Annotated in this window: 24 protein-coding genes and 1 pseudogene; 18 read left to right on the top strand and 7 right to left on the bottom strand. The window is 48.7% G+C overall.

The features are described 5' to 3' along the window. Positions 1-420 precede the first annotated feature (420 nt). The 11 genes from HMPREF0577_RS11850 to HMPREF0577_RS10975 all read left to right on the top strand — a co-directional run bounded on the left by HMPREF0577_RS11850 (position 421) and on the right by HMPREF0577_RS10975 (position 11,191). A complete protein-coding gene (locus tag HMPREF0577_RS11850) occupies positions 421-612 on the top strand; it encodes a hypothetical protein (RefSeq protein WP_004012870.1) in 192 nt (63 codons plus the stop codon). A gap of 40 nt (positions 613-652) precedes the next feature. Then, positions 653-982, top strand: a complete 330-nt coding sequence (locus tag HMPREF0577_RS11845) for a DUF4143 domain-containing protein (protein ID WP_244854404.1) — start codon at positions 653-655, stop codon at positions 980-982. Further along, the gene (locus tag HMPREF0577_RS11840) at positions 916-1,308 is read left to right on the top strand and encodes a DUF4143 domain-containing protein (protein ID WP_244854482.1); all 393 of its coding nucleotides are present in this window, start codon (positions 916-918) and stop codon (positions 1,306-1,308) included. The genes HMPREF0577_RS11845 and HMPREF0577_RS11840 overlap by 67 nt, the downstream gene beginning before the upstream one ends. Before the next feature lie 417 nt (positions 1,309-1,725). After that, complete coding sequence (locus tag HMPREF0577_RS06020) at positions 1,726-2,955, top strand: ROK family transcriptional regulator (protein ID WP_004012866.1); 1,230 nt, start codon at positions 1,726-1,728, stop codon at positions 2,953-2,955. Positions 2,956-2,973: 18 nt separating this feature from the next. After that, entirely contained in the window at positions 2,974-3,924 is a 951-nt protein-coding gene (locus HMPREF0577_RS06015) for a carbohydrate ABC transporter permease (protein WP_004012865.1), read from the top strand. 127 nt (positions 3,925-4,051) lie between these two features. Then, complete coding sequence (locus HMPREF0577_RS06010; protein ID WP_244854402.1) at positions 4,052-4,735, top strand: carbohydrate ABC transporter permease; 684 nt, start codon at positions 4,052-4,054, stop codon at positions 4,733-4,735. 69 nt (positions 4,736-4,804) lie between these two features. Then, positions 4,805-6,043 (top strand): ABC transporter substrate-binding protein, encoded by a 1,239-nt coding sequence (locus tag HMPREF0577_RS06005; protein ID WP_004012863.1) that lies wholly within the window; start codon positions 4,805-4,807, stop codon positions 6,041-6,043. Between the two features lie 131 nt (positions 6,044-6,174). After that, positions 6,175-8,424 carry a glycoside hydrolase family 31 protein gene (locus tag HMPREF0577_RS06000; RefSeq protein ID WP_004012862.1) on the top strand — a complete coding sequence of 750 codons (2,250 nt, stop codon included), beginning with the start codon at positions 6,175-6,177 and terminating at the stop codon, positions 8,422-8,424. A gap of 76 nt (positions 8,425-8,500) precedes the next feature. Beyond that, positions 8,501-10,399 (top strand): glycoside hydrolase family 13 protein, encoded by a 1,899-nt coding sequence (locus HMPREF0577_RS10980; RefSeq protein WP_244854400.1) that lies wholly within the window; start codon positions 8,501-8,503, stop codon positions 10,397-10,399. Between the two features lie 239 nt (positions 10,400-10,638). Next, entirely contained in the window at positions 10,639-10,920 is a 282-nt protein-coding gene (locus HMPREF0577_RS05995; protein WP_004012860.1) for a hypothetical protein, read from the top strand. A gap of 142 nt (positions 10,921-11,062) precedes the next feature. Continuing rightward, positions 11,063-11,191, top strand: coding sequence for a zeta toxin family protein (locus tag HMPREF0577_RS10975; protein ID WP_004012858.1), 129 nt, complete (start codon positions 11,063-11,065; stop codon positions 11,189-11,191). A 145-nt stretch (positions 11,192-11,336) separates the two neighbouring features. Here the strand turns inward: HMPREF0577_RS10975 and HMPREF0577_RS05990 are convergent, their stop codons facing one another. Beyond that, the gene (locus HMPREF0577_RS05990) at positions 11,337-12,692 is read right to left on the bottom strand and encodes an ATP-binding protein (protein WP_004012857.1); all 1,356 of its coding nucleotides are present in this window, start codon (positions 12,690-12,692) and stop codon (positions 11,337-11,339) included. A 371-nt stretch (positions 12,693-13,063) separates the two neighbouring features. On the opposite strand from HMPREF0577_RS05990, the gene HMPREF0577_RS05985 reads away from it, so the two are divergent. Next, entirely contained in the window at positions 13,064-14,893 is a 1,830-nt protein-coding gene (locus tag HMPREF0577_RS05985) for a glycoside hydrolase family 13 protein (protein ID WP_004012855.1), read from the top strand. A 464-nt stretch (positions 14,894-15,357) separates the two neighbouring features. After that, complete coding sequence (argF, locus tag HMPREF0577_RS05980) at positions 15,358-16,380, top strand: ornithine carbamoyltransferase (protein ID WP_004012854.1); 1,023 nt, start codon at positions 15,358-15,360, stop codon at positions 16,378-16,380. A gap of 35 nt (positions 16,381-16,415) precedes the next feature. On the opposite strand, the gene HMPREF0577_RS05975 is transcribed toward argF, so the two are convergent. The 5 genes from HMPREF0577_RS05975 to HMPREF0577_RS11835 all read right to left on the bottom strand — a co-directional run bounded on the left by HMPREF0577_RS05975 (position 16,416) and on the right by HMPREF0577_RS11835 (position 19,263). After that, positions 16,416-16,958 (bottom strand): carbohydrate binding domain-containing protein, encoded by a 543-nt coding sequence (locus HMPREF0577_RS05975; protein ID WP_004012853.1) that lies wholly within the window; start codon positions 16,956-16,958, stop codon positions 16,416-16,418. 108 nt (positions 16,959-17,066) lie between these two features. Further along, positions 17,067-17,519 (bottom strand): alpha-amylase family glycosyl hydrolase, encoded by a 453-nt coding sequence (locus HMPREF0577_RS05970; RefSeq protein ID WP_231282860.1) that lies wholly within the window; start codon positions 17,517-17,519, stop codon positions 17,067-17,069. Between the two features lie 35 nt (positions 17,520-17,554). Further along, entirely contained in the window at positions 17,555-17,884 is a 330-nt protein-coding gene (locus HMPREF0577_RS11400; protein ID WP_139042001.1) for a hypothetical protein, read from the bottom strand. A gap of 243 nt (positions 17,885-18,127) precedes the next feature. Next, positions 18,128-18,799 (bottom strand): hypothetical protein, encoded by a 672-nt coding sequence (locus HMPREF0577_RS05965; protein WP_004012850.1) that lies wholly within the window; start codon positions 18,797-18,799, stop codon positions 18,128-18,130. Between the two features lie 2 nt (positions 18,800-18,801). Further along, complete coding sequence (locus HMPREF0577_RS11835) at positions 18,802-19,263, bottom strand: hypothetical protein (RefSeq protein WP_004012849.1); 462 nt, start codon at positions 19,261-19,263, stop codon at positions 18,802-18,804. A 98-nt stretch (positions 19,264-19,361) separates the two neighbouring features. Here HMPREF0577_RS11835 and HMPREF0577_RS05955 point away from each other — a divergent pair, with 98 nt between their 5' ends. From HMPREF0577_RS05955 to HMPREF0577_RS05945, 4 genes are all read left to right on the top strand, one after another. Further along, complete coding sequence (locus HMPREF0577_RS05955) at positions 19,362-19,952, top strand: sugar O-acetyltransferase (protein ID WP_004012848.1); 591 nt, start codon at positions 19,362-19,364, stop codon at positions 19,950-19,952. A gap of 204 nt (positions 19,953-20,156) precedes the next feature. Then, positions 20,157-20,483 carry a hypothetical protein gene (locus HMPREF0577_RS05950; RefSeq protein ID WP_004012847.1) on the top strand — a complete coding sequence of 109 codons (327 nt, stop codon included), beginning with the start codon at positions 20,157-20,159 and terminating at the stop codon, positions 20,481-20,483. A gap of 3 nt (positions 20,484-20,486) precedes the next feature. Then, on the top strand, positions 20,487-20,642 hold the full coding sequence (locus HMPREF0577_RS10965; protein WP_004012846.1) for a hypothetical protein: 156 nt from the start codon (positions 20,487-20,489) through the stop codon (positions 20,640-20,642). A gap of 40 nt (positions 20,643-20,682) precedes the next feature. Then, the gene (locus HMPREF0577_RS05945) at positions 20,683-21,186 is read left to right on the top strand and encodes an arginine:ornithine antiporter (RefSeq protein WP_004012845.1); all 504 of its coding nucleotides are present in this window, start codon (positions 20,683-20,685) and stop codon (positions 21,184-21,186) included. A 65-nt stretch (positions 21,187-21,251) separates the two neighbouring features. Here HMPREF0577_RS05945 and HMPREF0577_RS05940 read toward each other — a convergent pair whose 3' ends face one another. Beyond that, positions 21,252-21,725 (bottom strand): peroxiredoxin, encoded by a 474-nt coding sequence (locus tag HMPREF0577_RS05940; RefSeq protein WP_004012843.1) that lies wholly within the window; start codon positions 21,723-21,725, stop codon positions 21,252-21,254. Positions 21,726-21,989: 264 nt separating this feature from the next. Here HMPREF0577_RS05940 and HMPREF0577_RS05935 point away from each other — a divergent pair. Beyond that, positions 21,990-22,182: pseudogene (locus tag HMPREF0577_RS05935) on the top strand (ABC transporter ATP-binding protein); the annotation flags it as partial.

Raw genomic sequence — 22,182 nt, 5'->3', positions numbered from 1 at the left:
ACACGCGGTGGAGTGAATACACCGTCCTCGATTAGCTCCAGTGGCGGTATAATTGTGGCGGTAAAAGTAGAACCGGGAAAGGCCAAAGATATCGTACGAACCACCGTTTCGGCACACAGAGGTACTCTGTATGGAGATGGCAATCATCACGACTCTCCGTTTTCATGAGGCTACCGCAGCCTCCTGCGATGCTGCGAGTTCACCACACGTAGCATCGGTTTAGTTGCGGCGGGAGTAAAGCTGGCTAAAACTATAAATTGACGGCTGGATTTACAACAAACTGACTACTGGGAATTAATAAATAGACGACTCCAGCTACGCTAAATTGGCGACTGGCACCTCGTGAACAGGGAAAACATGACCGAAACACCCGCTGTACCACCCGCGACACCATATCACCCACGTTTGGCCGATTAGGACTTGAAAGCCGCCTTACAACGAGCGGGCGGGGTGTTGATTACCGAATCGAAAGCCTGTGGAAAAACCGAAACCGCACGGCAAATCGCGCAAAACATCCTGCAAGCGGATACCGACCCCGGGCTGGCCAAGCAGCTCGAAACCCTACCTGACCAGGAACTTCATGGCGCCACTCTCCGGTTGATAGACGAGTGACAGGTGTACCCGATTCTGTGGGATTTAGTCCGGCACCAGATTGACCAGCGTCGCGAGCCTGGCCAGTTCATTCTTACGGGTTCAACCGCGCCCGCAGCGGGTGAAACGATTGTCGGCCTCGCTGGCACGCGGGGTGGGAACCGAGATAACCACCAGCGTTCTGTCGCGTGACATCGAACTGTCACGCGACACGATACGGGAATACCTTGATTCCCTGGAGCGTATCTTTGTGATGCAAAACCAGGCGGCGTGGCGACCCCATTTGCGCTCGCGCATCCCGTTGCGGGAACCCCGAAACGGCACCTGGCTGACCCGTCGCTGGCCGTGGCCGCGCTGCACACGGATGCGGATGGGCTGTTGGCGGATTTAGAGTTCTTCGGCCAGGTGTTCGAGTCCCAGGTAGTGCATGATTTGCGGTTCATGAGTCGCCAAGAGGCTTATCACGGGCGTGGCGCGGACGGCCTAGAAGTCGACACAGTGCTGGAGATAGCGGGTCGCGTGGTTTTGGCCGAGGTGAAACTTGGTTCCAGCGAAGCCACCATCGAGACCGCCGTCACCCACTTGAAAACCTTTGCGAAACGATACGTTGACGGCTCGCATGTCGCGCCGGTTTTGTTGGTCGTCACCGAGGGTTCGCTTAGCTACACCCGCGACGACGGGGTTCACGTCGTGAGTTGTGGAAATCTCGGGGCATAGGCTGGATTTGGTGAATATATCGCGGGTGGCGGGCTCTGTTCCTCTGTTCCGGGGAAACGCGGCTGGCCACGCTTTTCCGGAGTAGGCCTTCTGGTCAGTGGTGTCAGTCAATCCGTGAGCCTGACAGAAATGAGTGAAAATATCTTTTTTGCGGTTAAAAAACCCGGTTTTGGGGAGGATTCTCACTGATTTCTGCCAGGTTCATGAGGTTCCAGTTACCTTGTGTGCTCCACTTTGGACAGCTGATAAGGGGATTCTAAAAAGTGACTAGTTGTTGGTATCTCTAGGTGGTTGGTAGGTGTAATCAGAGATTGTTGCGTCAAGTGCTAGTAGGCCTCTACCTGGGATTATGGTCTTACTTTCGTAGAATTTCCTGAACTTCTTGACATCTAAATTACTTTCTGTAATACTTAATTTATGGCTAAACAAACTCAGTCCTTTGCAGCTCGCTCTTTTTTGGGTGCGGACTGTAGACGTGCTGCCGTGATAGCGTCTCTTGGTCTACACGGCAGTCAGTCACGTGCCGATTTAGCGCGACGGCTTGAAGTATCTCCAGCACTTATTACGCAGGTGGTTAAGAAGCTGCTTGACGAGGGGCTGATTCAGGAGCTCAACTCGGCTGAAACCACACAGATGGGAAGACCATCGGTGCAACTGGGGTTGAAATCGGTTGATTATACCGCTGTGGGTTTGAAGGTAGCATCAGATCATATTTCTTGCGTGGAAAGTACCCTTTCAGGCGAGGTGTGCAAAAGTACGGAGATTCCACTTAATGCCTCATCTTTGGAGGTAGCGGAAATAATAGCGCGAGAACTGAAAAAATTTATGGGGTCTGGGTATGAGAATCGGGTGCTTGGCGTTGGTGTGGGAGTTCCTGGAACTGTGGATGCTCTTGAAATAGGAGAGGTCAACTCTACGTTGTTGGGGTGGGACACAATGCCACTGGGGAAACTGCTTAGAAACGAATTACGGTTGCCGGTGATAGTTGAAAATAACGTAAATGCTTTAGCAGTAGCCGAGTATTTATTTGGTGTTGGTGACGTATATGACAGTTTACTTGTGGTGACTCTGGGGACAGGCGTGGGATCTGGGTATTGTAATGAAGGAACCGTGCTACACGGAATGCGTGGAGCAGCTGGAAATCTGGGTCACGTGATTGTGAAACCAGGCGGCGAGAAATGTCATTGTGGTAATAGTGGGTGTTTAGAAACTCTGATCGGAGAAAGTGCATTGATTACTGCTGCTCGAAGTCGAGGTTTAATTAGAGAGGATCAAAAAATAGAAGCTCTGATAGATTTAGCAAATAGTGGTAATGAAGACGCTGCAAAGATATTTTCTCGTGGCGCTGAGCATCTTGGCAGGAGCATTGCGGCTGTGGTGAATGTGTTAGCTCCAGAAGTAATTGTCATTCAAGGTGAAGGTACGCAGGCGTGGAAATATTGGGATTCTGTGTTTAAGCACACGCTAAGGAGTAACATAATAAAAGAATTAAGAGATATTGATGTGGTAATAAGACAATGGCGTGATGATAAATGGGCTTTGGGTGCGGCGTCTTTAGTATTGATGACTCCATTTGAAGTGGATGGAAGTATGGGGGAGCAAGGTGAATTAATACGTCAGCGAATTCTTTCCTCTAAGAATGAGTAAACGAAGAGGTGAATTTAAATGCATAAACTTGATATGCCTATTATAGCTGAGATGAAAAACAATCCAGAGAATGATGAGAAACGAAAAAAATGTAAGAAACCGATTACTTATTATGTAGTTATTGCATGCTTTTTACTGCCATCGCTCATTCCACTATTACTATTTGTGATAATACCGATGCTTGGAGCTGTGTGGATAAGCTTTCATAGCTGGAATTTAATAGCACCAATGCGGTGGGTTGGATTAGAGAATTATCAAAATGCTTTAATGGATCCTAGTGTCAGGAAAGCATTTATTAACACGTTACTCTATTTAATATTGTACTTCCCGCTTGTATATGTTGGTGGCTTGGGTCTAGCTATACTGTTGAATAGTAGATTACGTGGACGTTCTTTTTTTCGCAGTCTTTACTTCTTACCCGTTGTGACTAGCTGGGTGGTTGTGGCATTGGTATGGCAGTGGATTTTAAATCCAAGAGCAGGACTGGTAAATAATATGCTTGCTATCTTTGGCATAACAGGTCCTGGCTGGTGGGCTGATCCGTACTGGGCGCTTCCATCTGTGGTATTGGCATCAGTATGGAAAGACTTAGGATTTGTAATGATTATCCTATTAGCAGGATTACAGTCCATTAATCCAGACTTATACAGTGCGGCATCGCTTGACGGCGCAGGCTGGTGGCGAAAACTATTTTCAATAACAATACCCATGCTTTCTCCATCATCTTTTTTTGTTATGATGCTATCTTTTATCAATGGGTTTCAAGTATTTGACCAAGTGTATGTTATGACGAAAGGTGGTCCTAACAGAGCTAGTGAAGTAGTTGTGTTAAAAATATATGATATGACATTTCGATATGGTGAAGCGGGTATGGCTTCTGCTTTGTCGATGATTCTATTCGTTGTAATTATGATAATAACAATTATCCAACTTTGGGGACAAAAGAAATGGGTTAATTATGATCTTTAGGAATAAAATAATTACAATAATAAAATATTTTATCGTATGTGTGGGTGTGGTAATAATGATTTGTCCATTCTGCTGGATGGTGATTACTTCATTCACGCCCAATGCAAGCTTATCGTTTCAATCCGAAATGAATCTTAGTAATCTTTCCCTAGAACCGTACCGAAAGCTGTTCATCACGGTTCCCTTTGGGAGAGCAATAGTCAATAGCATTGTTATTGCTGTAATTGGAACGGTGTTACAGGTTGTAACCAGTTCTATGGCGGCATACGTCTTTGCCAGAATGCCATTTAGGGGACGCAGTGTCTTATTTATACTGTATTTGACTACAATGATGATTCCGTTCCAGGTATTGTTAGTCCCTTTGTTTGTCGAGATGAAGATACTAGGATTTGTAAATAGCTATTTCGGTGTGATATTGCCCTCGGCTGCATCTGCGTTTGGAGTTTTTTTGCTTAGACAGGCAATGATAACGTTACCACACCAGCTTGATGAGGCTGCAACCTTGGATGGTGCAGGGCACGTAAGGATATTCTTTAAAATTATTCTCCCACTTGTAAGGCCTGCATTAGTCACAGAGACTGTATTCGCATTTCTGGGTATATGGAATTCTTTCTTATGGCCACTGATAATCTTAAGGGACAAAGAATCGCAAACCTTGCCTGTTGCACTTACAGCCCTACAAGGGCAGTATACCACGCAATGGGATATTCTAATGGCTGGTTCAGTAATCTCGATAATACCAATGTTTTTGGTATATCTTTTTGCGCAGAAATATGTTGTTCAAGGTGTTGCGGGGGTGGGAATCAAATAAATAGTCAGACAGTATTCTTAATATTCGTTATAAGTACAATCAGCATAAGCAAAGCGAAAGGAACGCAAAATGAATACGAGCATGAAAATTGGAGCTATCTGTGTGGCATCTGTAATGTTTTTGACGGGATGCTCTTCAGGGAGCGCGAATGAAAAAGCCGGGATTGGCAAAGAGACAATTGTTTACCAAAATTTTATTTCTAATGGTGGAAATGAAGACAATTTGAAGAAAATTGTTGACTCCTTTGAAAAAGAGAATCCGGATATTGAAGTTAGTGTAAAGACTACTGATTATGCTAACTATTTTACCCAGTTGCAAACCGATTTATCAGCAGGCACAGCTGCAGATGTTTTCGACGTTGATATGGGAATGTTCCAGAAATTAGAAAAGAATGACGTATTTGCTGATTTGGAAATAAATAATCTTTCCAAATATAGGCAATCTATACTAAATTCGTATTCTGCAGATGGAAAGCAATTAGCAGTACCTACTTCGTTTTCGACCGTGGTTCTTTTCTACAACAAGAGTTTATTTGATAAAGCTGGTATTGAATACCCTACGGATAATTGGAAATGGAACCAGGAATTAGATGCAGCATCAAAAATTACTAATAAAGATGAAGGTGTTTGGGGAGATATGCAGCCTTGCACTTATAACGAATTCTATAAGGTGATTGAGCAAGCTGGAGGATCATTCTTAGATGAAGCTGGTAAGCCTGCGTTTAATTCCGATGCTGGTGTTAATGCTGTGAAGTATCTGACAGATAAGCCGGGCAAGGTGATGCCACCTGTGGAAGAAAGTAATAAGCCAGATTTCGATACTAATTTGTTTAAATCTGGAAAGCTTGGCATGTGGCATACTGGAATATGGATGTTTTCCGCACTAAAAGACGTTGACTTTGATTGGGATGTGGTGGTTGAACCAGGCTCTAAAGAACAAAAATCGGCAGCATTCTCCAATGCAATCGCAGTTTCGAAGTCATCAAAGCATATTAAGGCGGCAACTAAATTTGCTGAATACCTATCCTCAGCAAAAGTTATGGTGGATACTCGTCTGAATTCAGGCTGGGAGCTTCCTGCTCTTAGTAATGCAGATACGTATAAACCTTATCTCGAACAAGATCATCCTGCAAACAGGGAGGCTGTACTTAAATCAATCGATAATTCCACTCCTGCTCCTAACTTAGGAGAAAAAGGAGAAGAAATTAATGACGAGTTCAAGAATTATCTTGAAGAAGTTGCTTCTGGAAGAAAGTCGGTTGATGATCTTGGAGAATTAGAGAAAATCGTTGGAGATTTGCTTAAGTGATAGCTAATTTGGGACGAGTAGTTAACCATTGATTTTAGTTGCTCGTCCCGAGCTATATTTCAGATGCTGTTTAAATTTATTTTCTCTAACATCCGTAATTCGTTTATATTGTAAAGTTTAAGGAATGAACCATGCTAAAACACCAGCCTAGTGGGTCGGGCAATCCATATTCTTGTGAGCCTTTTCAGAGAATGCCGGTATCGCCAAAAACTGATTCTTTTGCCTTCTTGGGAGTAGTTAGTAGTAAAGATATTATTCATGTTGAATGTGAATTTATCGATAAAGTAAATGAAACAGATATACAACAATCATTTCTTACCATGTCTCATTATCAGGAAAAACAAACCTTATCTACTGGTGAAGGTCACCTAGAACTTGCTCAGCTAAGGAATAGAAGCGAAGGCAAGCGCTGGCGCGTAAATACGCCCCTACTAGAATCCGGACACGTATATTCATATAGATTTGTAGGTAAATCAGACAAAGGGCGTATTGAACATACAAGATGGTTTTCAATTTACCCCGCTATTTGGGAAGCTGCTGACGATACCCTTATTAAAGTCCATGGAAACTCTCACATACGTCCACATTCAGTTAAACGTTTTCACGATGGAAAACGTACCTTACGTGTATCATTTGAATTGGATATTGCGGCTTATGAGCACTTGACGGGTTTTGGTGAAAGATATGACAAAATTGATCAACTCGGAAATTCGTTTGAATCCGTAGTTTTTGAGCAATATAAGAGCCAGGGGTTGTATGGTCGTACATATATGCCTATGCCATTTGGCCATGTTGTTGGCGGGGAAGGTTGGGGTTTCTATATTAAGACAAATTGTTCGGTTTATTTTGATTTTACTAATCGCGAGTCTTCCTCCACTTGTATTGTTGATATGTTTATTGATGGCAATACAAGCGATATTCCTGAAATCTTTTTTTATGATGGTAGCCCGACCCAGGTTTTGAGTAATTTTTTGCATTATGTAGGTAAACCTCATGCGCTACCGGACTGGGTCTTTAAGCTTTGGGCATCCGGCAATGAGTGGAATTCTCAAAAGGAAGTTATGCGGCAAGTGCAGTTACACCAGAAGTATGACATTCCTTTCGGTGTTCTTGTTCTTGAGGCCTGGAGTGATGAACAAACATTTTATATTTTTCGTGATGCGCAATACCAAATTCGCAAAGATTCATCCCCTTTTGTGCTATCTGATTTTAAATTTCCCAAAGATGGTGCTTGGCCAAACCCTAAACAAATGACTGATGACCTTCATGCTCATAACATTAAGCTGGTTCTTTGGCAGATTCCATTAATAAAGATGCGTCCACACCCTCAGAACCAAGCAAAAATCGACGCTGAGACTGCGAAAAAATTCGGTTATGTTGTTCAAGAGCGCACATTTGATGGAAAATTACGTCCCTACAGGAATCGCGGCTGGTGGTTTCCGCTAGCATTAATGCCAGACTTGGGGAATGATAGAGCTGCCAAGTGGTGGCTAGATAAGCGTCGGTATCTGGTTGAAGAATTGGGGATTGACGGTTTTAAAACCGATGGTGGCGAGCATGCCTGGGGAACAGACTTATTCTCTAGTGATAGCACCACTCCTGTGTATACCAATACGTTCCCCGTCGATTATGTTAGTGCTTATGACAATCTCCTAACAGAATGTGGTAAATCTCCGGTTACATTTTCTCGAGCGGGGTACGTTGGATCACAATCTAGAGGTGCTTATTGGGCAGGAGATGAAAATTCCACTTGGGAGGCATTTCGTTGGTCGATTAATGCTGGACTGAATGCCGCAGCGTCTGGCATTTTGTATTGGGGATGGGATATGGCTGGATTTTCCGGCGAAGTACCCTCTGCTGAGTTGTATCTACGCGCAGCAGCAGCCTCACTTTTTCTCCCTATTATGCAGTACCACTCGGAATACAACTGTCACCGAAAGCCTTGTCGAGATAGAACACCGTGGAATATTGCAGAGCGCTGTAAGGATGACACTGTTATACCAATATTCCGCAAATTTGCCCATATGAGAGAAGCGCTCATTCCCTATCTGATTGAGCAGACAAATACGAGTATAGAAACTGGTAGACCTTTGATGTGCCCCTTGTACTTTGATTACCCACACGATGAGAGAATCTGGGGCGAACATCAAGAGTGGATGTTGGGAAATGATTTGTTGATTTGCCCAGTGACGGAGCCTGATGCGAAATTATGGAAGGTATATCTACCGGAGGGAGAATGGACAAGTCTGTGGGATGGCATATCCTATGTAGGTAACCAAACCGTCACAGTTTCAACACCCATAGATATAATTCCAGCCTTCGTAAAAAGTGGTTATGTGTCTAAAACTTTGCAGAAATTCATTTTGAAAGTACGTTCCTAGTGTTCTATTTAAATAATCTAATTTTGTATCGCCGAGTATTAATTGAATGAACTTTAACGTATACGATATTTGTTTTATGAAAGGTTTTACTATGACAGATTCGCATCGCAATTATCTAGCTAATGGGCTTCAGGCGAATGGAATTTCTGATAACCCCTGGTGGATAAATGCTGTGGTGTATCAAATATACCCTCGAAGTTTTCAAGATTCAAATGGAGATGGTGTTGGGGACATAAAGGGAATAATTTCAAAGCTGGATTATATTGCAAATCTTGGCGCTGACGTAATATGGTTAAATCCAGTTTATAAATCACCCCAAGATGATAATGGATACGATATTTCTGACTATCAAGACATTGATCCCTTGTTTGGTACTTTAGATGATTTAGATGAGCTTATATATCAGTCGCATCGTCGTGGAATAAGAATAATCATGGATTTGGTTGTTAATCATACTTCTGACGAACACTCCTGGTTTCAGGCCTCGCGCAACCCGCAGGATCCGAGAGCGGACTGGTATTGGTGGAGACCTGCACGTTCAGGATATGTACCAGGAGAGCCTGGGGCTGAACCTAATAAATGGGGCTCGTATTTTGGGGGATCGGCCTGGACTTACGATACTCTGCGTAAAGAGTATTTCTTACATCAATATTCTGCGAAACAGCCTGACCTTAATTGGAATAATCCAGAAGTACGGCGTGCAATTTATAGCATGATGAATTGGTGGATGGATCGTGGAATTAATGGATTTCGTATGGATGTGATAACGCAAGTTTCAAAAATTACAGATGAATCCGGGCATCTTCCTGGAGAAGAAGGCAGTGCTATTCCAGATTTGCCAGCTGGCGATGATGGGTATTCCTCGCCGTTCCCGTTCTGTTCCGATGGCCCCCGTCTCGACGAATTCTTACATGAGATGCGTTGTGAAGTATTTGCAAATCGAGATGGCTATCTTGTAGTGGGCGAGGCTCCCGGAATATCTGCTAGCCGGAATCAATTTATTACAGATCCAAAGCATAATGAGTTAGATATGCTGTTTTTATTTGATCATGTCGAAGTTGATTGTAGCAATGGAACTAAATGGAATCCTAAACCTTTATATCTACCTGACTTGAAAAAGTGTATGACAAAGCAGCAGGAAGCAGTATCTTGTAGAGGATGGACAAGTTTATATTTTAACAATCACGATCAACCGAGAATAGTGTCTCGTTGGGGTGATGATAAATCAGTAGATTCCGTGGCAAAGAGTGCAAAAGCGTTGGCTCTGTTGCTACACATGCACCGTGGGACACCATACATATTTCAGGGAGAGGAGCTTGGTATGACCAATGCTCATTTTAATTCGCTTTCTCAGTATCGTGATTTGGAAGCATTAAATATGTACCATCAGCGTGTTGAACAGGCTGGTATTCAGTCTCCGCAATCAATGCTTGAAGCCCTTGGCCGAAGAGCGCGCGACAACTCTCGAACCCCTATGCAGTGGGACGCTTCTCCATATGCAGGATTCACATGGCGGGGTGCAACCGAACCGTGGATTTCTGTTAATTCTAACTATTTAGAAATTAATGCTAGTAGCCAGATTAATGATGACGATTCTGTTTATAACTTCTACAGGCGTCTTATTCATTTGCGGCATGCGCAACCTATTGTTGCGACAGGTGACTGGAATCTTCTTGATGCTAGTGATTTGAATGTATATTCATTTACCCGTTCTTTGAATAATGAAAAACTATTAGTAATAGTAAACTTGTCCAAAGAAACTTCATTGATTCCTAAAGAAACCATAACGTTACTGCGAAACGCATGGCTTTCTAAAAAATCTACCTGCTCCAATCTTGATTGTTCAGATATGGCTAATTCTATGCCGTTGCTTTCAAGTAAAATATTAATATCTACATATAATAAAAGTCACGCTGTGCATTCCCTTGTTCGGGAATGTCTTTCACCTTGGGAAGGAATAGCGATTATGCTTTAATTTAAATAAATTACGGGGTGTTGTAGGCTGGGGCTATATTTTCGGTTCGTGAGGCACCAGTGGGAACGTGACCAGATTGACCTAGAGTCTGGGAAGATTGCCCGGGAATCCGGCTAGCACCTCATGAACCCGATGAAAACAGAAACGTGCACCCACTGTCACACTGCAAACTTGAATCCGGGAGGCGCAGATTTGCCCGCCGAAACCGGTAAAATGCTATTAAAACGGGAGGTGAAGAAATGGTCAGTAACGAATACGAGGACTACTTCGACACTGTGCTGTATGACGTGTTCTATGAGGCCGGAACGATGCTCGGCGGGTGGCTGGTGGCCGCTAAACGAGAGGCGCTGGCTCGGGGGAACATAGCGGCGGCGGCCGAATATGAGGCCGAGCATATAGCTATGCTTGACGAACGTGATGATGTCGGTGCTTTCGATAGAGTCGCTCAGATAGCCAAGATTGAACAGTGGCATGTCCGCTGCGCTGAACTCGATGCTCAAAAGGTCTTGGTAGCAAGCTGATGGGTGAACTTCAGGCCATAGAGATTTGGCGGGATGAAATCCGGGACAAAGTTTTCCGTAGGTCTGGGGCGGCAACCCAGCCGGTGACAATTTTCTGGGTGGTCAACCTGGCGCGGGTAAGACACGGGGAAAGAATTTTGCTTTGTCTCAGTATGAAAAGAGCGCTGTAGCAGAGATTATCGGTGACGATTTTCGACACTATCACCCGGAATATAAACGGTTATTGACTACCGACCCGTTGAAAATTCCGGACGCGACCGCGACGCGGTAGAGGTTTTTCGCCGGAATTTCGAGCGGACACTTACCCCGGCTGAGCTCGACACAGTGCGGGAAACACTGGCAATCGCCGAGCCGGGACATCAGCGTTTCACTGCCGAGGTTGCTTCGGCCACAGCGGTGATAGAGCGCCTCCGGAGCTATAGGAACATTGCCATGTAGAGGGGAAGATGGAGGATACCGTCCTTTTCCAGCAGGTCTTTGCCGTAGAGGATGTAGCTTTGCCCGAGGTTTGTGCCGAACTTGGCTCGGAATTTGTCAAGAGAAGCATGGCGTTGATAGCGCCCGGACTTGACCTCAATGGGGCAGATTTGGCGGCCGTGGGGTACTAGGAAGTCAATCTCCATCGTGTTGGCACGGTTTTGGGAATCCGTGCGGGAATAGAAAAACAACTGGTGACCCGCCGCGCGTAGCATTTGCGCCACCACGTTTTCCGCCAGCATTCCTTCGTTTACATTCATCTTGTCCAGCAGTATCGCCTGGTACAAATCATTGTCGCGATAGGACTGATCCCAAAACGCCAGGGTAGTCAACAAACCCGTGTCCCCCAGGTAGCATTTCAGGGTCGAGTGGTCGGCGCTCATAGCCAGCACCCCGATGGGGTCGGTGGCATTGAAACAGGTGTTGACCACCATCGCCTCATCGAGCCACACGAAAGCTTCTTCGTAGGTGCGGAAACGCGCGGATTTTTCGAGGTCAGCCAGCCTGAATTTCTTTTCCCGCTTGGAGAGCTGCGAGGGGATTTGATTAAAAATCGCGTAAACCCGTGCCTCGTGCCCTTTCGCGAACTTAGAGACATCCTCGCGGTATAGGTTGATAATCCGGCGTTTAATCCGGTCGACTTGCTCTAGATTAGCGTTTTCCATGAACTCGCAAACCGCTTGGGGCATGCCTCCCACCAGCATATAGGCGCGAAAATCATTCATCACCCGTCGGTGTAAAGCCTGCCCCAGTGGCATCCGTCGCTCGAAAAATTCGTGCAGCATCGGAATCGTGTTTTCATCACCCTTAGCCCACAAGTATTCCTCGAAGTCGAGGGGAAACATCTGGAGATGCTCTTCCTCCGAAGGGATGAGGATTTCACCGTCGCCAGCGTGTTTCTTTAAAGTGGTCAGGGAACCGGTCTCGATGTAGTCATACCTGCCGTCTGCCACCAGGTACTTGATGAGTTGACGTGCCGGGGGATAGAGCTGGACTTCGTCGAAAATTATCACGGATTCGCGCCGGTACAAGGTGGTGTGGTAGACAGCTGCGAGTTTCAAAAAGAATACTTCGAGATTGCTCGAATCGTGTTCGAAAATTTCTTGCACTCCGCTGGGCAGGTGCCCGAAGTCTACCAGCAGATACGAGCGGTATTCTCGCTGCGCGAAGTGCTTACAGATGGTGCTTTTCCCAACCCGGCGGGCGCCGTCAATGAACGCTGCGGAGGTGCCCCGGTCGCGCCGCTTCCATTCCAGCAGGTCAGCATAAATTTTTCGCCGTAGTTGCGTCGCCATTTTCTGCGCCTCGTTTCCTGAGATAATCCGGTATGAACACGAAATGACACTTAGATTTAGCTCAAATATACACGAAATGACGGTTAGCTGCGGTGGTAATCTGCACGAAATGACGGTTAACGTCAGCTCAAGTCAAGCGTAGCGGAGCGCTAACAGCAACGGGTAATGGCGATACCGTGTGTGTGATTGGATTTTACGGTGCCCAAAACTGCGAGATTCTACTGGTGCTGGTTGTTGTGGGGCATAAACGCGGGGCGGCACCTAATGAATCCGCAGAAAATCGTAGCGTTGGCGTCAATTCCGGTTGTAGTAATCTATTTCATGTTCCAAAATGAATTGACCGGTGGACTTACCCAAGGGAGTGTAAAATAATGCGACACCAGATTTTTCATCATGACGCCTCGGTTTTTTATGTCCATAAAACCCCCACTGCGCAGGGGTGGGATTTGAAAATTCGGCTGCGGTGTTCCCCGGAGGCGCCGATAGAAAGAGCGGCAATTCGCACCCTGGTAGACGGGGAACCGTACTTTGCGTGGGGCGAGCGTCTGGACGCGCAAACAGTCGGGGCGAGTGGCCAGTGGTGGGAAGTATCGGTTTCTACCCGTGCCAAAATATTTGCCTACCGGTGGCTGATTGGCCTCAGAGGTGATGAGTGGCTGTGGTTGAACGGCGAGGGCGTGTGGGAACATACGGTTCCGGATCATGCGGATTTCCGGGTGCAGTTGGATGGTTCGGCTCCTCATGAACACTTGTGTTCATCGGTGTACCAGATTTTCCCCGACCGTTTTGCGCGTTCAGCTCAGACGGAGGTGCGCGGGTTGCCGGAGTGGTCAACCGGATGGCTGAACCCCGACCCTGCACAGTGGAACGATGACGCGGCGCAAACCAAACTGTTTGGCGGGGACTTGTGGGGGATTATCGACCACCTCGACTATATTCAAAACTTGGGGTTCGACACGATTTATACCACACCGTTTTTCGAGGCGCGTTCCTCACACCGCTACGATGCGCATTCTTTTGAACACGTGGATGCTGATTTGGGTGGGGACGAGGCGTTGATTGCTCTGGTAGATGCTTGCCACCAGCGGGAAATGCGATTCTTGGGAGATTTGACGACCAACCACACCGGGGTTACCCATGAGTGGTTTAGGAAGGCCATGGCGGATCCGGATTCCGTGGAACGGGGTTTTTATTTCTTCGATGAAACTGGGGATTACGCGAAATGGCTGGGAGTGGAAACCCTGCCCAAGTTGAACTATAACTCGGCGGAGCTGCGACATCGTATGTTTGGACCCAGTGGCGTGGTACAGAAATACTTGAAACCACCCTTCAACATGGACGGTTGGCGTATTGACGTGGCCAACATGACCGGGCGCTTTGGCCAAAGCGACCTGTATGAGTCGGTGGCCAGCGAGCTACGTGCAGCGGTTGACGCTGCTGGTGGAGACAAAGTCCTGGTGGCGGAACACGCCCATGATTTCACGCTGGATATTCGGGGCGAGACCTTCCATGGAGCCATGAATTATTCCGGTTTCACCCGTCCCGTGTGGGAATGGGTGACCGCGATGGACGAACGAACCCCGATTTTCATGGGATCCCCAGTTCCGGTCAGACCCCAGACGGGAGAAAAGTTCGTGGACACCACCGAGGATTTTTCGGCGCAAATGACGTGGAATGTACGTGCGGCTTCTTTCAACTTGGTGACTTCGCATGATACTGCCCGGCTGATGGATATCGCCGGGGATTCGCAGCGGGCTCGGGTGGCATTGGCTTTGTGCTATACCCTGCCGGGAGTACCCATGATTTTGTATGGCGAGGAATATTGCCTGGCCAGCACGGGCGATTTCAACTGTCGGGTTCCGATTCCGTGGGAGGATGTGGAAAATCAAACGATAGACAACCGGGAGCTGCTGCGGGTGCTGGGTGGCTTGCGTAAAAGCGGTTCGGCCTTGCCCTCCGGTTCGCTGCGCTGGGTGCAGGTTTCCGAGGACGTGGTCGTGTTTATGCGTGAACATCAAGAACAGACTATTCTGGTGTGTCTGAGCCGCTGCGGGGACAACCCCGTAGCAATTGACGATGAATTCTTCCCCGGACGTGCACCCGACACAGTACCCCTGGGGGCACTATCACTGGACAATGGCAAACCGGTGGCGAGCCTGGATCAAGGCATAGCCGTAGCCGTGTGGAACGGAGCCCAGTAAGAACTAGCCAAGTTTTTGCCGGCTCCCTGTATGTGAAAGTTTACAAAACTTTCAAGCCCTGGCTGCGATTTCGGCTGGTGGTACGAGGGATTCGTTTTCATGAGGTGCCATCCAGAACGACAAGCCACACTCCGGAAAAACATGGCTGGCCACGCTTTTCCGGAATAGAGCCTGTGACCTGGGGTTTATCCTGACTTTATCCCGTTGTGATGGGGCGGTTGGCGCAGTAAGGCGCGAGTTCATGAGATACTGCAGGGAGCCTGAGGTTCAGCCTGTACTCGATGCTTGTGTCACAAGTGGTGCGATTTTAGCAACATCGTTTTATATCCGACGATGCGACCCAAATCGCACCGGTTACGACCAGCACCTCATGAACCGCAGGGTAACCCAGGGAAAACCGTTCCCAGCGGGTAAACTTGATCCCAGTACAGAAACGTCAACAGCCACAACGGAAAGGAACCCCAATGACCGACTTTCGCGGCCGCCATTTTTTGAAAGAACTGGACTTCACTGCGGGGGAATGGCTGGAACTGCTTGACTTGGCGGCCGAACTCAAGGCCGCTAAAACAGCTCGCCACGAAGCGAAACACCTGGAAGGTAAGAATATCGCCCTGATTTTTGAAAAGACTTCCACCCGAACCCGCTGTGCTTTTGAGGTGGCGGCTCATGACCAGGGCGCCCACGTGACCTACCTTGACCCTAGCGGCTCCCAGATTGGCCACAAAGAATCCATCGCGGACACCGCCCGGGTGTTGGGACGGTTTTTTGACGGTATCGAATATCGCGGGGATTCCCAGGAAAAAGTCGAAACCCTGGCACGGCTTGCGGGCGTGCCGGTGTTCAACGGGCTGACCGACCAGTGGCATCCCACCCAAATGCTCGCCGACATGCTGACCATGCGCGAGCACTCCAGTAAACCTTTGCATCAGGTGTCTTTTGCCTATGTGGGGGACGCCCGGTTCAATATGGCGAATTCGTTGCTGGTTACGGGGGCGATGCTGGGGATGGATGTGCGGATAGTCGCACCCGAAGCGCTGTGGAATGACCCGGAAATTGTCGCCACCGCGCGGGGGATTGCCGCCGACACCGGGGCGAAACTTGCCCACACCGCCGATGTGGCTGCGGGAGTGCGCGGGGTGGATTTTGTGTACACCGATATTTGGGTGTCCATGGGGGAGCCGGCCTCGGCCTGGGGCAAGCGGATTGGCTTGCTGCGTCCCTACCAGGTAAACACCGCGATGCTGGAACTGACCGGCAATCCGGACGTGAAGTTCATGCATTGTCTGCCGGCCTTCCACGACCGCCATACCACGGTGGGAGAACGGATTTACCAAGAATACGGCTTGGACGGCGTGGAAGTCAGCGATGAAGTGTTCAACTCTGCGGCCTCAATTGTGTTTGACCAAGCCGAAAACCGGATGCACACCATTAAAGCAGTCCTGGTCGCCACCCTGGGGGATGCCGCCAAGGTAGCGACCAGCTGCTAGCCACGCCACAACCGAATAGTCTCAGCCAACTACTTTCAAGTGGTGGCGGCGTGACTGACTTTGGCGGTTCGTGACTTTATCGGGCAGGGATTTACTCCGGGATGCCCCTGATAGTTTTGAGTAATATAGGTGTCTGTCCGTGGGGGGATGTCATAGTTGGCGCCGCCCTCATTGTCCTTGTTGTACCAGTGGTTATTCCCGTCGTTAATCACCATGGGGAATTCGAGCCCCTCGGAGGTAATGGTTCGTTTCCACCAGCCTTTACAGGCCTTATCCATCTTTTCGCCAAAATTATCGGTCCAGGCGCCGTCCGGCTTCTGATAGTGCAGCTTGTAGCGTCCCTTGCCGTAGCCCTTATTCGGCTTGAAATACACGGTGACCTGCGGGTCAGGAGGGAGTGTATCCTCTGCCTTCTCCTCGCCGTAAATGGGATCACTGGGATCGGTGGCAGCACCGTTCGGATGACTGGCCGGGGTTGCCCCCACATACAGCGCCACGGCCTCCCGTAGCGGAATCGTGGTCTTGACCTGGCCACCCTCGACTTTCACGATCTGGGAGCAGTCGCCAGCCGCATACACGTTGCAATATTCACCGTCCGGCAGGTCGGTTTTATAGGTAACCTAATTTCGTTATTAATCGCCAAAAATCCTTTAGCGCTGCGGCTGAACGCAATGTTGTTGTCGCCATCATCTTGCCATTTGGTGACGGGTTCGCCCTGTACCGCATTGTGGAAGGCAATTTCGCCCGGTTTGTTTAGCGGCCTCCTGTTTAATCGCCAGCAAATCTTCGGGTGACATGTGTTGCACCGCGTCGATACGGAACCCGGCCACGCCAATAGCCAGGAGGTCGGCATAAAACTTGCCGATTGTCTGTCGCACATGGGGTTTAGAGGTATCCAGGTCGAGCAGACCACCTAGGCGATAGTTCCAAACCTGTTTGGGATCCTTGTAATCTTCAATGTTCTTTTCTTCGGAGTGGAAATCTTCTTTAGTGTATCCGGCATCTGGGAAAGACAGGTTTTTGATGTCATATTTGGTACCATCCACGCTGAGGCTTCCGATGCCGTTGGCATTCACTGTGTGGTTGATTACTGTATCGACAGTGATACCCACGCCCTGCGCCTGGCAGGCGGCAACCATACTCTTGAATTCGGCTTCGGTTCCCAGTTTAGAGTTCAGCTTATAGCTAGTGGGCTGGTAGCTGGTCCACCATTCTTTACCCCTGATGTGGTCTTGAGGGAGACTTGCACATATTTGACACCTTCGGGGCCATAAGTAGCAGCGCATTCCTTAGCGATACTGTTCCAGTTTTGTTGAAGGGCAGTGACGATTACGCCTCTATCCGGGGTTTTCGAGAGGTTTTTTACCAAAACCGGGGATTCCCTAAATTCGGTGTCATTTGCGGATTCGCCGGAATATGCGCTCCCTACCAGTCCGGTAAAGACCAGGGAAGCGGTGGCACATGAAGCCACCAGTTTCGCCAAACGCTGTCGCGTATAGGACATAGCTATCTCCTTTAATAATCTATATAACTGCCCAAGTGGTCATCAAAGTTTGATAAAACGGTCAGTCACCAATCATTTTGCTAGTCTGACTAGCGGATTGGTTGGAAATGCTTGCAGTATTTTCCTGATAGTTTCCGCTCCCCGGTCCCATCGGCTTCATACCTGTTCGCGATTTGCAGTTGATTTCAAGGTAGGCTTCTTCATGAGGTGCCAACAAACAGGAAAGTAGAGGTGGGGTAACCCTCAGCGCGCTTTCTTGCTAAAGAATCTTTTGATTCTGTCTCTCAAAGTGTTTTTTGGCGGTTTTGCGGGCTGTAAATCTGGGGGAAGCCGGTTGAAAATTTCTCGAAATTCGGGGTCAATATGCAAGTACATCATCGGATCGATTTGCGCATCAAAAATCCGTCTTCCTGTGAAACGATACAGGTTTTTACCGAGGTCTAGTGGGGTACGAATTCCTGTCAGACGCATGAGTTTTGCGATATCCTCGATGTCTTTAGGACGTCCCGCTAGGGTTTTCAACGCCAGAATCATTTCCGGCGATGCTAACTGCACTTCCAGACCTTTACCGTATTCTCGCCGTATTGGTGTGTCTTGTTTCTTATTATCGAACCAAGACCAGGTCATGCCCCCGTCATAGGTATCTCCAGTAAACTCCGTGTTAATCCAATCCGGAGCTAGGCCGGGTTCTGTGGATGCGACCTCAGCGGCTGCCGCTTGTAAATATTGTTTACCAGCCTTGACTACTACATCGATGTCTTTGGTTATACGCGTGTCATCTATCGCTAGGGCGATGTTGGCGCCACCCACCACGTAGAGAACCAGTCGCTGTTGTTTGCGGGCTAAAACCTCGCCTAGCTTGCCAAGCAGTCGCTGTATGTCTTCATGTCCAAGGTCTTGCTGGTTTTCACTCATGCCTACAGGTTTACCAGGTCTTGTTGGGGATAGATAATGGCTTTTTCTATAAATTCTGGAGTGGTGTGAATCATGTCCCAAAAGTCTTGGATAGGTGCAGTGTGGGGATTAGCTTCTGCGTAAGGGTTCCAGTTTTCCTCGAGGCTGGTTTTCCGCGTCCACTCGGGAGCAGACAATCCCCGATTATGAAGTCTCTTAGCGGTGATAGCCTCGATGAACGCATCCCAGTGCTGACTGTTGGTCGAGGGCGGTTCAACGTGAGCGATTTTTTGGAATGTCTCGAGGGGTAGTCTCTCCCACTTAGATGTTTCCGAGGAAAGGACACGTAGAGTGTGGTTGGTGGCTGCTTCCGGTTGGGTTTGCAGCCACAGAGCCAAACTGGTGGGCGTGTTGATTCCAGAGGGTGCGTCCATAAGCTCTATTGTGCCGATTTCTCGCACTGCGGTCAATAAATTTGTTGGCATCGTGGTTTATCTTGCCGGCAGTGTTTTCGATATGCCCTTTCAGGAATTCGAATACGGGTGTTTTCCACTCGGCTTGCTGTTTTCGATAGGCTGGGGTTATGGATACAGCAAACTTGGCTGCTGATGATATGTACGAGAAAATGCGCGCGGGGCAACTATACATCGCCCAGGGGGAGCGAATTGAGCGCCTGGGGGAGCAAGCCGCTGAACGCATGAGCCACTACAACACACTAGGGGCAGCATCCTCGGAAACCCGGATGGCGGTACTGCGGGAAATGTTCGCTTTTGTGGGGGAAGGTGTGACGATACGCCCCCCGGTGTATATCGACTATGGGATTCATGCCCGGATTGGGGCGGGTACTTTCCTGAACTATAACTGTGTCCTGTTGGATGTGGCGGACATCACTATTGGGGAGTACTGCCAGCTGGCTCCCGGGGTGCAACTTTTGACCGCTTGGCATCCCCTGGAGGCTGAACCGCGCCGAGCCGGCTGGGAGAGCGGCACCCCGATAACCATTGGTGACAACGTGTGGTTGGGGGCGAATACGCTGGTTTTGCCGGGCGTGACAATCGGGGATAACACCGTGGTTGGTGCCGGTTCAGTGGTGACCCGGGATTTGCCGGCCAATGTGGTGGCGCTGGGCAACCCCGCCCGGGTTCACCGGGATTTACCGGGATGTGCCGGGTAAATCTTGCTCCAATGAAGCGTCCCAGGCTTTGTTCCTAGGTTTTTGAAAGAACTGGACTTCACCCCGGGGGAGCACTAAACCCTGCGTCTGTCGGGCGTAGAGAAACCGACCTTGTCATGTTTTCAGTGACATAAGCGCTTAGCAAGACTGGAACTGTAGCGGACAATGATATGTTTTTAACTCAAAGGCAAGAGAGGACGAAGTATGAGCGTTGATGCCAAAGGCACCGACACTGAAACCACTTCAAAATCAAAGAAACGTTTTCGACTCCAAATCCCCACGGCGTTTACCATTTTGTTTTTCCTGACAATCATCGCGGTTATCGCTACATGGTTGGTTCCGGCGGGTCAGTATTCAAAGCTAGCCTATGACCAGGAAACTAATGTTTTTTCTATCACCAGTCCCCAGGGAGAAGTGAAAGAAATCCCTGGCAGCCAGGAGTTTCTGGACAAACTGGATATCAAGATTAAATATGAACAGTTCGAAAACGGATCCACTAACAAGCCCATCTCGGTTCCTGGAACATACTAACGGTTGAAACCAAATCCGGCGGGTCTGGATAAAGTACCACTGGTCATGGTGCAGGGCACGATGGAAGCCGTGGACATCATGGTGTTCATCTTTACCCTTGGTGGACTGATAGCGTGGTCAGGGCGACCGGCGCCTTCGAATCCGGCTTGGTGGCGTTGACTAAAAAACCAAAGGCCACGAGTTCGTCTTGGTTTTCGCCATGTCTATTTTTATGGTTATTAGCGGCACTCTGTGTGGTCTGGAAGAAGAAGCCGTGGCTTTCTATCCGATTATGTGCCCGATTTTCATTGCCATGGGCTACGATGCCATCGTCACGATGGGGGTTCCCTTTACTGAAGGCGTGTGGTGGCGCATCGGCGGCTGTATTGTGGGTTCGGCGGTCGTAATCGGTTACCTCTATTGGTATGCCAAAAAAATCAAAGCCAATCCCGAGTTTTCCTATGCTTGGGAAGACCGCGAAAGGTACCAGAAAAAATGGGGCGTTGCCAGCGGTGAGGTCATTCCTTTCACCTGGAGGCGTGTGCTTATCCTGCTGTTGTTTTTTGCGGGTTTCCCCATCATGGTTTGGGGAGTGATGGCCACCTTGCAAATGCTGGATATAAAGTACACGCACTGGCTCAAATTCGTTTGGCCAATGGTCATATTCGTACTGATTTTCGGAGGGGCGCTGCTGGTAGCCCAAACTATGATTTACGGGGCATGAGTGTGTAAGACCGCCACACTTTTGCAAACCATGTAATTGTTGACGGTCTGCGCTGGTGAAAAGTGCTAGTCCAGTCCCAAGTCTCGGCGTAGCCTGGCGACGTGTCCGGTGGCTTTCACCCCGTATTTAGCCAACATAACGTGTCCATCCTTGCCGACCACAATGGTAGAGCGGATGACCCCGCGTGTTATCTTGCCGTAGAGTTTCTTTTCGCCCCACGCGCCCCAGGCCTCGAGGACGGTTTTCTCCGGGTCGGAACCCAGTGGAAACGCCAGTCCTTGTTTGTCGCGGAATTTTTCCAGGGCGGGCGTCTTGTCAGGGCTGATGCCGATGACCTGGTACCCTGCCCCCAACAGCGAGGGCAACGAATCGCGAAAATCGCAGGCCTCCTTGGTGCAACCGGGGGTGGAGGCGCGGGGGTAAAAGTACACCACCACGCCTTTGTCGCACTTCGCCAATAAATCCTGCAAGGAAACCTGGCCTTGCGTGGTTTCAACGTGGAAATCCGGGGCGACTTGCCCCGCTTCTAAACGAGCCATGTCCCCATTCTAAAACACCCCGCCCGGTCTTTCCGGGAGTCTGTGTTTAAAATGGGGGACGGTGTTGCCCACGGTGTGTTGACCGGTGGTGTGTTTAGTCTCGGTGGTTGCGTTTTCGCCGTTTCCCGGCTTCATGAGGTGTCATCCGGGGTGGCGAGCGTGGTTGGAATAATGGTCTGGCCTGGGGGGATGTGGGGTTTCAACATTTGTTGATGGGAAGTGTGTACATTTGGCGCTAGATTTCGGGTTCTTTCCGGTGGGAACATGGTTGTAGTTGCTGGGGCACTGGGTGGTGACCCGGTGGCGGAAGCCGAAAAACCTATTCGAGAAAGGGAATGTGAGATGGAAACCGAGGCGGCGAGTCCAGTCCAGCAGTTGCGGCTTAGTGGCGTGGATTGTAATCGGGGGGCGAATGTGTTGATTCGCGATGTTAATCTGACCTTAGAGCCGGGAACCA

The sequence above is a fragment of the Mobiluncus mulieris ATCC 35243 genome (genome assembly GCF_000160615.1).
Lineage (GTDB): Bacteria > Actinomycetota > Actinomycetes > Actinomycetales > Actinomycetaceae > Mobiluncus > Mobiluncus mulieris.
The sequence above is the reverse complement of the archived record's forward strand: the minus strand, read 5'-3'. Positions and strand labels throughout refer to the sequence as shown.